The following is a 12,941-nucleotide window of genomic DNA, read 5'->3' as shown; positions in this document are numbered from 1 at the left end:
AACTATTCCTGCTCCCTATCTTGGTATACTTTCCACATTTTTTGGTAAGGAACGGGAAATGCAAGATCCTTCATTTTCTCCTCACTCACCCACATTAATTGGTACTTTTCCAATACTTCCTTTGTAATGGATCCTTCGATTTTTCCTTCATATACGGAGATTTCCCAGGTCAAATGAGAAAAAACATGTGAAATGTCAGCAAGTTTAACAGGATTCAGCATGGCTGCCGCATTGAACTGTCCCTCAAAAGCATCTTCAAACATGTCCTTATGCAAGCCCAATTTATGTTCGTATGAAAAACTCGGGAACTGCCATAAATTTGCGAGCAAGCCTTTTTGGGGCCTTTTTTGGACTAAATACTCGCCTGTTTCATTTCGTATAATGGCTGATATCCATTTCATATGCTTTGTTTTTTTCACTTTTACTTTCACCGGCAATTCTGTCTGGCGCCCTTCTTCAAAAGCCTGGCAATGCTCTCTTACAGGGCAAAGCAAACACGAAGGATTGGTAGGTGTACAAATTAACGCACCGAGCTCCATTAATGCTTGGTTGAAGTAAGAAGGATTTGTATGCGAAATGAGCTCCCTTACGGCTCTTTCGAAAATGAGCCTTGTTTTAGGTTTTGCAATATCATCTTCAATCAAAAGGATTCTCGACAGCACCCTCATGACATTTCCATCAACAGCAGGCTCGGGTTTCCCGTAAGCAATGCTCAGAACAGCTCCGGCGGTATATGGGCCCACACCTTTTAGCGCAATCATTTGCTCATGATTATCTGGAACCTTCCCTCCATATTGCTCTTTCACTTCGCGGATGGCGGTTTGCAAATTTCTTACCCGGGAGTAATAACCCAACCCTTCCCATGCTTTTAAAATCTTCTCTTCCTCTGCCTCCGCAAAATGCTCAAGAGTAGGAAACCATTCCATAAATCGATTGAAATAGGGAATCACTGTATCAACCCTTGTCTGCTGCAGCATGATTTCCGATACCCACACGCGATAGGGGTCGGCATTTTCCCTCCATGGAAGATTTCTTTGTTCCACTTCAAACCACGAAATTAAATCTTTTTGAAAACCATCTATGTCCATCTCTTCCAATGATTCATTCTCTATCAAAACTATACCTCCGTCATGTTACAAAATAGCTCAAATTGGGAATAAACTAATGAAATCCGCAAGCATACGATTCCCATTAAAAGTGATACAATTATAGTAGTCGAATATACTAATAAGTACGATCGGCTTGATTTCTCCATCGCTTATTGAAAAAATACGCTATTGGTAAAGGCTGTATTTTCAATAAATGGACTTGAGATATACAATCCATTTTATCATTGTAATATGCCTGATCTTAAAATGAAATTAGATTGATTAGTACAAATAAAAAGCAATGAATAAAACATTATTTAGGAATCGACGGTAACCGCACTAATGAAGGCCAAATTATCGGCTCATTGGTGATTCATCCCTTTCCTTTCATTTGGAAAAGACCTAAGGAGGTAGCGACTATTGGATACTGGCACTCATTTAGTAATGGGAATCGGCTTAGGGGCACTGGCAACTATTGATCCGGTTGTCGCAAACAGCGCTGTGACAGCCCAGGCCGTCATGATCGGAACAATTGTAGGCTCACAGGCCCCTGATATAGATACGATCTTAAAAATGCGGAATAACGCCGTATATATACGAAACCACAGAGGGATTACCCATTCGATACCTGCAGTCATTCTTTGGCCATTATTGATCACATCTGTAACAACCGCAATATTGCCTCTGGCGAATGTCTGGCACCTTTGGATGTGGACTTTCATAGCCGTTTTCCTGCATGTATTTGTGGATATATTTAACGCCTACGGAACCCAGGCACTAAGGCCTTTGACTTCTAAATGGATCGCACTAGGAGTCATAAATACATTCGATCCCTTCATCTTCGGACTTCATGTGGCAGGCATTATTCTATGGGCTTTCGGGGCAGCTCCTGATATCACGTTTATAATGGTCTATTGTATTATGGCTATTTATTATGTGATGAGATTTAAAGAACAAAAAAGGATAAAAGCAACCATCAAAGGTACGATACCAAATGCTCATAAGATCATTCTTTCACCTACTGTCCGCTATCATAAGTGGAGAGTGGCCATTATGACAGACCAGCATTTTCTCGTAGGAAGCTGTTTGAATGGCATTGTTACGATCGTCGATGAATTCAAACGAAAGCCTCTCCCCGATGATCCAGTGTGGGATGCAGCCAAGCACGATGTCAATTTATCTGCATTTCTATCCTTTTCGCCCATTTACCGGTTTGAACTTTCGAAAACGGACAATATGTATGAGGTCAAATTTATCGACTTACGCTATAGAAGCAATGGATATTACCCATTTGTAGCAGTCGTGCATCTGGATGAACAACTGAATATCCTTAATTCCTACACAGGATGGATCTTCAGCGAAGACAAACTAAGAAAAAAACTCATAATTACATGAAAAGCGGAGGCCGACGTTTAGCCATGCAAGAACTGGACTGATCCGATTCAGATAAAGGAAACACAGCGAACCTAGTGAGCTGATGTTGACTTATCGAAATGAGGAGAAGGAAGTTCTCTAATGGCTGGAGGCCGGAGCTGGATAACATGAAAAGCGAAGAGCGCTTGTTAGACCCGACAAGCTTAAGGCGAGGCACAATCAAAGGCTGACCTTTGCCTTTGACTGTGGCTTGACTTAAGACCTCGAGGGGCTGGCGATCGCAGCTGGACAATGAAAAGCGGAGGCCGACGTTTAGCCATGCAAGAACTGGACTGATCCGATTCAGATAAAGGAAACATATCGAACCTAGTGTGCTGATGTTGACGCTTTCCAATAATTTCAGCTCCTAATTCTTCGTATCCGAACCATACTATTACTACGCGGTACAATACGCGTAGTAAGGGGCAATGAGAGATGCGGAATAAAGCGAAAAACTTCCCTGAAGTGAACCGTTTTAGCGGCGAGCCAAGAGCCAAGGCAGAGTATGCTTCAAAGCGTGCTGACGGCAGCATAAATACACATCCCCAGGAACGTATGTATGCATCGTCTCACCGTGTGAAAGATCAGCAAACCAACTAACGATTTGTATGGAGGTACGATTCCATGGTAAACAAACGATATCAATTTGGTGATCAAAACTACAAGAGTCCATTTGAAACGACATGGACATCACAAAAGCATGCAAAAGCCAGAATCAATGGCCAAACGCAGCAAACGCAAAGCTTGATTATACTCGAACGGGAAACAAGAAAGCGTTCATAGCACTTACTGAAAAAGCCGATTTCCAATTATGGATATCGGCTTTTTCCTATTCTGCCTTTTCTAAGGTTTCAAGCATTGAAATAGGCAGCGCCTCTTCGGTCCCCTCACCGCTTAACCGATATCCCCATGCAAAGACACCATTCAAGTAGTCAACCTTAAAATAAGCGCCTGGGTCACCCTTTATTCCATAAATATCGCCTTTAGGAAAATCCTTAGGATTCAATAGATAGGCTTTGGCCATAATTGCTTTTCTCTCCAAAACAGCAAATTCACTAACCATCCCCAATTGTTCTGCTTTTCTGGCTTTCTCCTGTAAATAGCCGATTTCCTGAGTCAATTCATATGCTGACATCGTGCTGTATCGCTGTTCTCCCATTTGCTTATTCTCCCATCCCATGTTGATTTTCTTCGATATAACGGTCAATCAATTCCAACGGAAATCCTTTTCTGTACAGAGCAGACTTTAATCTTTGCTCATATTCATAACCTGAATATTTGCCGAGCCTACGGCTTGCTTTCTCTGCATTTTTCACAAGAGATTCCCACTCCTGATCTTCATCCTGGGTTAGATCCACCATACTTAATGCTTCTTCTATTATATAAGAAGAAAACCCTTTTCTTTGCAAAGTTTGCTCGACTTTTCTTTTTATTTCAATTGAAGATTTAGAAGAGGGCTTCTTCACAACTTTTAGTATTTGTTTATATGCATGGTCTACCTGCATTTCCTTACTATACTCACTTAAGGCTTTCTCCTTATTCTCCTCGGATATCCCTTTTTGCTTTAACTCCTGTGCAATGACGATGGGTCCTTTGTCGCCGGCGTTCATTTTTGTCCGGACATAAGCGGCAGCAAATTCTTCGTCATTCAGGAATTTTAGCGAATATAGCTTATGGATTACTTCTTTAAGAATATGCTCTTCATATTCTTTTTCTCGTAAATACCGGTATACCTCTGTTTCAGATCGCATTCGATGGGATAAATAATGAAGAGCAAGTGAAAATCCTTTTTGAATATCTTCCTGGTAGGAAATTTCCTCTAAGTCCAATTCATCAATGGTTTTCCCTTTTTTCAGATCCATTTTAATAAGCACATCTTCACTGACACTAAAACCGAATTCTTCACCGGAACCTTTATCTATAAAAATGTTATAACGATTTTTATTCTTTTTTCCAACAGAAATTCTCGAAATAACGGTCATATCATTCACCTCATTATAAGATTAGCATATTTGGACTGGAGCGTCTTTTCCAAAAGGAGCCGCCCGTTCTATAATAAAGGAAATTCTAAACACAAAGGGAGCCACAATAAGGGAGGAATTACGATGCATATCGTCATTGCCGGGGGGAGCGGTTTTGTTGGTAAAAAATTGACTCAAGCCCTATTGAAAGACCATCATCATGTCTATATATTGACACGCAATACAGCAAATAAGAAAAGCAGTCCGAACTTGCATTATGTACAGTGGTTAAATGATGGAGACCGGCCGGAAGAATCCATAGCGCATATGGACGCCATTATTAATCTGGCAGGTACGTCCCTGAATAGCGGCAGGTGGACAGAGAATAGAAAGAAAGATATCATCGGCAGCAGATTGAAAGCCACCAAGGAAATTCGGAGGCTCATCTCTGTTTCATCGGCAAAGCCGGCCGTTTTGTTGAATGCCAGCGCGATCGGCTATTATGGAACATCAGAGACAGAAACATTCACAGAGACGGATATTAGGCCCCCTTCGGACTTTCTATCCGAGACTGTGCATAAATGGGAAGCAGAAGCGATAGAGGCACAGTCAGCCGGTATACGGACTGTTCTCATGCGTTTCGGGGTCATTCTTGATAAGGAACAAGGCGCTCTTCCACAGATTGGCATTCCTTATAAATTGTATGTAGGAGGCCCTGTAGGAAAAGGAAAGCAAGTTCTTTCCTGGATCCATATCGATGATATTATACAAGCAGCCGTCTTTTGCTTAATGAACGGCCACATCCAAGGCCCCGTCAATTTTACTGCACCCCATCCGCAAACCATGTCCGAATTCGGTAAGACACTGGCGGTAGTTCTGAATAGACCCTATTGGATGCCGGCTCCTTCTTTTTTATTGAAACTGGGTCTCGGAGAGAAAAGCATACTTGTCCTGGAAGGTCAACGCGTATTGCCGGAAAGGCTTTTGGCTTCCGGGTATTCCTTTTTATTTCCAACCTTAAAGGAAGCCCTGGAAAATATAATGAAATAGAAAAATTATCATACCGCTTGTATGGCAGCCTACTCTCTAGGAAATGATGGGAGTATATCTGTTGAAGGAGTGGATTTACATGGAAAAGAAAAAGAAAGATCAAACAAAGAGAACATTAACAAGCATGCAGGAATTTCTTTACAGCAAAGACTTCAAAAAAGCTGACCGTGCCGGTGGATTCACCAAAAAATAAACAGAAAAAATCAGCAGAGTGTTATTCTGCTGATTTTTTCTGGCTTATGAAGCGGCACGTTTAATAAAATCAGTATTATTGGTTTTGCGATTACGAAGAAGCGGCCAAATAAAACGATCCAGGCCGAAATAATATGAAGCACTTCCTCCAAACAATAAAATCATTGCCAACGTATACAATATCGGATTAGTGCTAACGGTCCCTGCCAATAGGAAATTGAGATTCATGAACGCACCTGCAATTAACGCTGGGACTGTTAAGCAGCCTAAAATCAATCCTATGCCAACCAGTAACTCTCCCCATGGAATTAAAATATTGAACAAATCGACATTCGGCAGGGCAAATTTTTCAAGGAACGATGCATACCACCCCTGTACCGCCGGATGGTCTCCTGTTGATTTTGCCAAAGCGCCTTGAAGGAAACCACTCGCATCAAATGTGCCAGTTACCTTTTCAATTCCCCCCTTTATCCATTGATATCCTAAATAAATACGCAGTACCGCAAATACTGCTCCTATTGCCGGATTGTTTTTCCAGTTATTCATTGTACATCCTCTCCTTCACGATCATTTATGATTGCTTCATATTGCCATGTGATTATATTCACATAAATTTACAAATAATTTCCGGACATTAACACTATGGCAATCATTCGAAGAACGTTTATATCATATTTCATGATTGCCATAACAGCAATACTGTTCATATATTCTTACTTATTACAACAATCATATTTCATACAATCACAGGCCTCTATGCCGATTCAAATTCTTGTAGAGTCTTTTTGATTCGGATTATACTATTCAAATAGACAATTCTACTGAACCGGGAGGCAAACAATATGGCATCAAACATCCATTTATTCTGGGAACGGATCGGTTTGCCGGAAAAGAAAGAAATTGGCCTTAACGATTTACCTGGTATTTTAACGAAGATGGCTTATACCATTCCATTTGAAAATCTGTCCGTCATGGACCATCAGATTGATACAATCACAAAAGAAAATTTGGTTAAAAAAATCTTGGTCCGTAAACGCGGCGGTCTTTGTTATGAGTTAAACCCCCTGCTTTTCTATGCGTTAAAGGACTATATATCGGATGTCCAGCTGATATCCGGGACAGTCTGCAATCCTGCTACTCAAGAGTGGAGCCCCACCGGTGAAACCCATGTAGCTATCCTCCTGGCGGCAGGGAACAAAAGATATATAGTTGATAACGGGTTTGGCATTAATCTGCCCTTAGCCCCTGTCCCATTGGATGGAGAAATAATCTCTACGGGAAATGGAGATTTCAAAATAAGGAAAGTGAAGCACTCTTTATATGAACTGTTAGTAAAACGCAACAGCAAAGACCCTGAATGGAAGATCGGCTACTCCTTCCATACCGGCCATGAAGTTGGCCTGGATGAATTAAACGCCATGCAAAAAACAATCGTCCGGCATCCACAGTCGCCATTCAATAAATCTCCGCTAATTAGCATGCTAAAGAGTGATGGAAGTATAATAATGTCCGGCCATTCCATTACCTATAGATCAAATGGAGAAGTAAATAAGCTTGAATTTCCCTCTTCTCGATTCAAAATGATGGCTAAAGAGCATTTCAATCTTTTACTATAACCTTGTTCACTTGTACATTTAGTCTTGCGTAAAAGGCAAGTTATCAACATACTGCTGATAATCCATTGTAAATAGCCTGTGAATAACTCATTAAGACAGCATTTCCGTGGATAAATGTGTGAATAGATAGAATAATCAGTGCATAACTTTTTCTGACTGTACTTCATCTAAAACATTCATCCAAATAGGCTGTGGATAAAAAAAGGGAGTAAGCATACGCAGCTTGCTCCCTTTTCCTTATACAAGAGTTGCCTTTTTATAATGCTTCTGTTCAAATCCTTTAAATATCCTTAAAATATCTCTAAGAATGATTTCATCATCTGCACTAACGACTGAGGAAATTTCTTTTTTTATCCTGGCTATCCAATCATCAGACTTCATCAAATTTGATTCCATTGCTCGTCCAATATCATCCAGTATTAACTTTACTGTATCCTCGCTCACTTTATTCCGTTGTATACGGAGGAAAAGCTCATATATGGCATGATTCAGGTTCCGTTGCTCTTTCAGGAACAGATCCGCCTCAGGAAGATGGATGATTTCATTATTCATTAATATCCGATCTTCAATAAAAGTAGTATACAGATTTTTTTCTTCCCTTCCATCAGAAACCTGCAAGGAGTTAAGACTGTAAGCTCCCTTTAAATTCTCTTTATCCAATAATGATTTCAGCTCGCCCTTAGTAGTGTTAACCAATCTTGGTTCCTTTTTCAAGGCTCCCTTTCTGTTCAACAATAACAACAGCTTCTCAAACCCCACCGATATTTTAAGTGTAAGACGCCCTTCGTTTGACAGAAAATAACCGGAAACCTTCCGGAAATATATAATTCTCCTTAAACTTTTTATTTGAAAGAGGATTTCTTGATCCAATTCTTCCTGAGGTTCATTTGCCCCAATAGCATCCAGCTTCACAGAAAACAATTTACAAATCTCCTGGACATGCTTTCCTCCTGCTTTGGCCAGCTTATTCCGGTTTGCAAATAGCTGGGTACCCAATATGATAAGAGCGCCGACAGTTAAAGACAACAGCCTATTTGGCAATTCTCCCAACACTACCGGAGTCGTTAAAATAAATAAGTATTGCAAGCCGAAAGCGACATAGAGTGGCTTTTTTAAATTATAGGAAAAAAAGTAACCAACGATGAACATCGCCAGAAAGTTCATTGGTATCCCTATCCACAGTCCAAGTGTTGATACATATCCCATAATACCTTGGCTTACATTGATGGATAGCAGGCCCAACAGACTTTTCCAGGGATGGACAGTCAGATCCCTTTCTAAATACATGAGTAGCGCAATGACAGTCGTTACGCCGATCAACGTATTTTCCTTGCCGAAAAGTGATTGGAATGCGGTAACAAATAAGACGATAATAATAAACATGATCGATTTGGAAATGATCAATTTCTTCATATGTATGTGCCTTCCTTTTCCAACAAAAACTATTTTAAAATAATATTGAAAAGTATAACAATCACTGCACTTTATTGGCAACCCTCTCTTTATCATTTGCCATATTCTTATTTCTATAAAAAAGTGCCCCTTAAAAGCTAGAGTCAAATCTCTACCTTTTAAGGGGCACTTCAAGCCGGCTTAAGAATCAAATAAACCTTTCATTTTTTTTAATTTAGAAATACTGCGTAAATACGAAATGAATAATGGGGCAAAAAACAGGACAATAAGCCAATTCAATATAGAGAAGTAAGCATTCAAAAACGTATGCCCCGCCCCTCCATTAGTGATTCCGATCATCAGATTAATAATGGCAATCATAAGATTCAGCCCTCCTAAAATTCCATAGAGGCTTGCTACCCTCTTATAAAAGGCAATCCTTGAATCATAGTCGCTGTATAAATCAAAGGAGCCATCTTCGGCTTTTTTGCGGAAACAAACCCAGCGAAAGGTTTTATATACACATTCAATCCCCATCTCTTCCATAAACCGGATATAGGCCTTACTTTCAGGATGCGATGGAAGCTGCGTCAACAATTCAAATCGGTATATATACTTCCCCGGCTCCCCTTCTTCAAATACATACCGTCCAATAGAATAGCCTTTAAGATGCAATCCTTTAGCTGACATTTCATTGATCCATCGTTCTTCCTTTTCGAAATTCACAAACAGCTTCCTGACAACGATTGTCATCGCTCCATTCCTCCTGTTATCTTTTTTCCGTTTCCCAAAAGCTCCTTAAGCCTTTCCATCTCGCCACGGACCGCATCCTTTCCTTCCGCCGTGATGGCATATTCCTTTTTCCGATCAGTATTGGCACCGTCGATAGCTTTAATCCATCCTTTCTTTTGCATCGTATTAAGAGCTCCATATAATGTTCCCGGCCCCAATTGGACACGTTCATTGCTGACTTCCTTAACAAATTGCATGATGCCATAGCCATGCATAGGGCTATGGAGAGCCAATAAAATGTAATATACAGCTTCTGTCAATGGTCCCTGACCCGTATTGTCTGGCATAAAAACCACCTCTATCTATCGGCCTACGTTGTATCGTCTCCCGATATATTATATTCATGATTATATCGGGTGGCGATATATTTTTCAATATTATTCTATTTGCATATTTCGACAAATCCTACACCTTCTATATAATGGGCTGCTTTATATAAATGGGTTTGACAATGCAATACTATACGCCATATAATATAAGTGAGAGGATATTATACGCCATATAATATAATAAATTAAATATCATATCATATCAGGAGGTGTGTATGATGGGGTTTCAACTTGGATCAGCATTGCTTGACGCTTGTGTCTTGGCCATCTTGGCAAAGGAAGATGCATATGGATATTCATTGACGCAGCAGGTACGCGAAGTAATGGATATATCTGAATCAACACTTTATCCTGTTCTGAGACGATTGCAAAAAAGCGGCTGCCTTTCCACTTATGATCAACCGTTTCAAGGACGAAACCGCAGATACTATCAAATTACAGATGAAGGCATCCTGAAGTATCAGGAACTCTTTTTAGAATGGACGGAATATAAAGATAAGATTGACCATGTCTTGATTGGAGGTTTAAAAAATGAATAAACAACGTTATTTGGATACGTTACGTAAAAAGCTGCGTAAGCTGCCCCAGGATGATATTGATGAAGCAATAGAATATTACAGTGAATATTTTGACGAGGCAGGCCCAGAAAATGAGCAGGACGTCATTAACAGCCTCGGTACTCCTTCCGCTGTCGCTTCCAAAATATTAGCTGATTATGCTGTGAAGAATATGGATTCCCATCCGGATTCAGCGAAAAAAGGCATTTCAGCAATCTGGTTCATCGTGTTGGCTATTTTGGCTTCACCGATTGCGCTGCCAATTGCTATAGCAGCAATTGCACTATTATTTGCGGTTGCCGTATGCGGAGCTGCCTTTATCGTTTCTTTTTTCAGTGTCGTTGCGGGGCTTATTTTAGGGGGAATAGCAAGTATCGCAGCTGGAATTGCGGTATTATTCTCCCATGTGCCGACTGCCCTTCTTTTCATCGGCGGCGGTATGGCCATTGCAGGTATCGGCCTGTTGCTTTTCCACCCGTTGCTTTTCATCACAAAATCGATCAGCCGGTCTATCGCCCGCTGGATGAAGCGGCAATTCGATAAGCTATCACATACAAAGAAAGGTGGTCTTAACTCATGAAAAAAGGAACGAAATTCCTCTATCTATTCGCGAGCTGCCTCATTGTCTTTGGCTTAATAATAGCGGCGATCGGTTTCTTCTCAGGGGCGCATTATTCCGTTTCCTTCAATGGAACGTCTGTAGAAGTGGATAAGCATGATACGTTGAAGAAAAAAACAGTGGCTTTGAAAGCATTTGAAAACGTGAATATAGATATCAATGATGCCGATATCTCCTTCATTCCATCAGATGAATATAAAGTGGAATTAAGCTATCTTTCCAAACAAAAATGGACGTGTGAAGTGAAAAACGGCACACTCTTTATCAAATATAAGGATCATAATGAAAAAGCCCGGTTTTCTCTCAATTTTGGGCTCTCAGCATCAAACCAGGCAAAAATTAAAATATATGTTCCTAAGGAACAAATGATCAATCAGTTCACCTTGATTAATAAATATGGCGATACGTCCATTAATGGGCTTTCAAGCCAAAAATTAAGCGTTGAAAGTAATGATGGTGACCTGGCTTTACTGAATATCAGTACAAATTCACTTTCAATCGCCAATGAGTATGGAGACTCCGTCGTAAAAAATGTATCAACAAATGACTTTTCCATTGCAGGCAATGATGGAGATATGCTTATTCAGAACCTAAATGCTATGAAAGCCACCGTATCCAATAAATATGGGGATATCGCAATCCGGCAAGTAAATAGTAAAGGGTTAACCATCAACAGTACAGATGGTGATCTATCACTGTCCGGCTCCCTTAAAGGGATGACGGAAATTAACTCTGATTACGGAGATGTATGGGTTAAACCAACCAATAATCAAAAATCGCTCGGTTATCAGCTTAAAACCCAATATGGTGATATTATAGTCAATAATAAGCCATTTGAAGGCACAGTTACATCCTCGGAGCATAACAAAGACATGCTGACAGTAAAGGCGCAGGATGGCGATATAGCGTTAAAGTTCCAATAAACACATTACAAATGGAATAGAATTAGCAGATTAAGTCGCATAGCGATTTTGTCTGCTTTTTTTGTCTACAAAACCTTATTTCTAGTATTTTACAATTCATATGATAAAATATCCAAAGACTATCACCTTTTGATTATTGCAGCATTATGTCGTATAAAGAACGGAAGGGGAAATGGATTGTATGGAATACAGAGGTGCAAGCGTTTATGACCAAAAGGACTTTTTCTCACATTTTATGAAGAGAAGGAGTAGGAAGGATAGCCCAAACAATGCTATCGAAAGCCCTATCATTTATGAACTCATTGGTGATTTTCAACATAAACGCATATTAGACTTAGGATGTGGCGATGCTTCGTTTGGAAAGGAACTCCTTGATCAAGGTGCAGCGTTTTACACAGGAATAGAAGGTTCCGAACAAATGGCTGCAGCTGCAGATCTTAAGATGGCAAATAAACAAGGAACGATTCATCACGAAACAATGGAATCATACAGCTACCCCACCCAAGATTTTGATATCGTTACTTCCCGTTTTGCCATACACTATGTCCCTGATGTTCATTTATTGTTCCAGAATGTATATAAAACCTTAAAGGATAATGGCAAGTTTGTATTCAGTGTCCAACATCCCCTTACTACTTCTTCATTTATAAGCAAACAAACAGGAGATAAGCGTGAAAACTGGATAGTTGATGACTACTTTCTTGAAGGGGAAAGAAAAGAGCCATGGATTGAACAAACCGTTGTAAAATACCATCGAACAACTGAACATTATTTTAAGGCTCTCACAAAATCAGGTTTCTCAATAGTTGATTTACGGGAAGGAACGCCAAAAAGAGATCATTTCACTAATGATGAAGAATTCGAAAGAAGACTAAGAATCCCAATCGTGCTGGCTTTTTCTTGTACTAAGTCAACAAAATAAAAAACGCTTGGAAATCTTTTATCTAGATAGAAATAGTGGCTTCCGAATTGCTTTTTTTATTCTACAAACGGTGTAGTTGAATAAACA

General features: G+C 40.0%; 17 protein-coding genes. 10 read left to right on the top strand and 7 right to left on the bottom strand.

Annotated features, from left to right (window positions below; genetic code table 11):
* Positions 1-2: 2 nt before the first annotated feature.
* Positions 3-1,088, bottom strand: a complete 1,086-nt coding sequence (gene mutY / locus ABC357_RS23815; RefSeq protein WP_412890116.1) for an A/G-specific adenine glycosylase — start codon at positions 1,086-1,088, stop codon at positions 3-5.
* Positions 1,089-1,508: 420 nt separating this feature from the next.
* On the opposite strand from mutY, the gene ABC357_RS23810 reads away from it, so the two are divergent.
* The 3 genes from ABC357_RS23810 to ABC357_RS23800 all read left to right on the top strand — a co-directional run bounded on the left by ABC357_RS23810 (position 1,509) and on the right by ABC357_RS23800 (position 3,284).
* Complete coding sequence (locus tag ABC357_RS23810; RefSeq protein WP_412889984.1) at positions 1,509-2,483, top strand: metal-dependent hydrolase; 975 nt, start codon at positions 1,509-1,511, stop codon at positions 2,481-2,483.
* A 453-nt stretch (positions 2,484-2,936) separates the two neighbouring features.
* Positions 2,937-3,101, top strand: coding sequence for a small, acid-soluble spore protein K (locus tag ABC357_RS23805; RefSeq protein ID WP_412889983.1), 165 nt, complete (start codon positions 2,937-2,939; stop codon positions 3,099-3,101).
* A gap of 24 nt (positions 3,102-3,125) precedes the next feature.
* Positions 3,126-3,284, top strand: a complete 159-nt coding sequence (locus ABC357_RS23800) for a YpzG family protein (protein ID WP_412889982.1) — start codon at positions 3,126-3,128, stop codon at positions 3,282-3,284.
* A gap of 46 nt (positions 3,285-3,330) precedes the next feature.
* Here ABC357_RS23800 and ABC357_RS23795 read toward each other — a convergent pair whose 3' ends face one another.
* Both ABC357_RS23795 and recX read right to left on the bottom strand, forming a co-directional pair.
* Positions 3,331-3,660 (bottom strand): YfhH family protein, encoded by a 330-nt coding sequence (locus ABC357_RS23795; protein WP_412889981.1) that lies wholly within the window; start codon positions 3,658-3,660, stop codon positions 3,331-3,333.
* Between the two features lie 4 nt (positions 3,661-3,664).
* Positions 3,665-4,483, bottom strand: a complete 819-nt coding sequence (recX, locus tag ABC357_RS23790; protein ID WP_412889980.1) for a recombination regulator RecX — start codon at positions 4,481-4,483, stop codon at positions 3,665-3,667.
* 123 nt (positions 4,484-4,606) lie between these two features.
* Here recX and ABC357_RS23785 point away from each other — a divergent pair, with 123 nt between their 5' ends.
* Positions 4,607-5,512, top strand: a complete 906-nt coding sequence (locus ABC357_RS23785; RefSeq protein WP_412889979.1) for a TIGR01777 family oxidoreductase — start codon at positions 4,607-4,609, stop codon at positions 5,510-5,512.
* A 79-nt stretch (positions 5,513-5,591) separates the two neighbouring features.
* Positions 5,592-5,705 carry a YfhE family protein gene (locus tag ABC357_RS23780; protein ID WP_412889978.1) on the top strand — a complete coding sequence of 38 codons (114 nt, stop codon included), beginning with the start codon at positions 5,592-5,594 and terminating at the stop codon, positions 5,703-5,705.
* A 44-nt stretch (positions 5,706-5,749) separates the two neighbouring features.
* Here ABC357_RS23780 and ABC357_RS23775 read toward each other — a convergent pair whose 3' ends face one another.
* A complete protein-coding gene (locus ABC357_RS23775) occupies positions 5,750-6,250 on the bottom strand; it encodes a DoxX family protein (protein WP_412889977.1) in 501 nt (166 codons plus the stop codon).
* Positions 6,251-6,546: 296 nt separating this feature from the next.
* Between ABC357_RS23775 and ABC357_RS23770 the strand changes: the two genes are divergently transcribed.
* A complete protein-coding gene (locus tag ABC357_RS23770) occupies positions 6,547-7,320 on the top strand; it encodes an arylamine N-acetyltransferase family protein (protein WP_412889976.1) in 774 nt (257 codons plus the stop codon).
* A 237-nt stretch (positions 7,321-7,557) separates the two neighbouring features.
* Here the strand turns inward: ABC357_RS23770 and ABC357_RS23765 are convergent, their stop codons facing one another.
* From ABC357_RS23765 to ABC357_RS23755, 3 genes are all read right to left on the bottom strand, one after another.
* The gene (locus ABC357_RS23765) at positions 7,558-8,733 is read right to left on the bottom strand and encodes a hypothetical protein (protein ID WP_412889975.1); all 1,176 of its coding nucleotides are present in this window, start codon (positions 8,731-8,733) and stop codon (positions 7,558-7,560) included.
* A 180-nt stretch (positions 8,734-8,913) separates the two neighbouring features.
* Complete coding sequence (locus tag ABC357_RS23760; protein WP_412889974.1) at positions 8,914-9,465, bottom strand: DUF2812 domain-containing protein; 552 nt, start codon at positions 9,463-9,465, stop codon at positions 8,914-8,916.
* Positions 9,462-9,791 (bottom strand): PadR family transcriptional regulator, encoded by a 330-nt coding sequence (locus ABC357_RS23755; RefSeq protein ID WP_412889973.1) that lies wholly within the window; start codon positions 9,789-9,791, stop codon positions 9,462-9,464. The genes ABC357_RS23760 and ABC357_RS23755 overlap by 4 nt, the downstream gene beginning before the upstream one ends.
* A gap of 257 nt (positions 9,792-10,048) precedes the next feature.
* Here ABC357_RS23755 and ABC357_RS23750 point away from each other — a divergent pair, with 257 nt between their 5' ends.
* The 4 genes from ABC357_RS23750 (at position 10,049) to ABC357_RS23735 (ending at position 12,854) form a co-directional block, all read left to right on the top strand.
* Complete coding sequence (locus ABC357_RS23750) at positions 10,049-10,372, top strand: PadR family transcriptional regulator (protein ID WP_459562759.1); 324 nt, start codon at positions 10,049-10,051, stop codon at positions 10,370-10,372.
* A complete protein-coding gene (locus ABC357_RS23745; protein WP_412889972.1) occupies positions 10,365-10,970 on the top strand; it encodes a DUF1700 domain-containing protein in 606 nt (201 codons plus the stop codon). Before ABC357_RS23750 ends, ABC357_RS23745 begins: the two co-directional genes overlap by 8 nt.
* On the top strand, positions 10,967-11,932 hold the full coding sequence (locus ABC357_RS23740) for a DUF4097 family beta strand repeat-containing protein (protein ID WP_412889971.1): 966 nt from the start codon (positions 10,967-10,969) through the stop codon (positions 11,930-11,932). Before ABC357_RS23745 ends, ABC357_RS23740 begins: the two co-directional genes overlap by 4 nt.
* A gap of 181 nt (positions 11,933-12,113) precedes the next feature.
* A complete protein-coding gene (locus tag ABC357_RS23735; protein ID WP_412889970.1) occupies positions 12,114-12,854 on the top strand; it encodes a class I SAM-dependent methyltransferase in 741 nt (246 codons plus the stop codon).
* The last annotated feature ends 87 nt before the right edge of the window (positions 12,855-12,941 follow it).

It is taken from the genome of Bacillus kalamii (assembly GCF_047238185.1).
Taxonomy (GTDB): Bacteria; Bacillota; Bacilli; order Bacillales; family DSM-1321; genus Bacillus_AD.
Note: the sequence above shows the minus strand (reverse complement) of the source record. Positions and strands in the feature narration are given on the sequence as shown.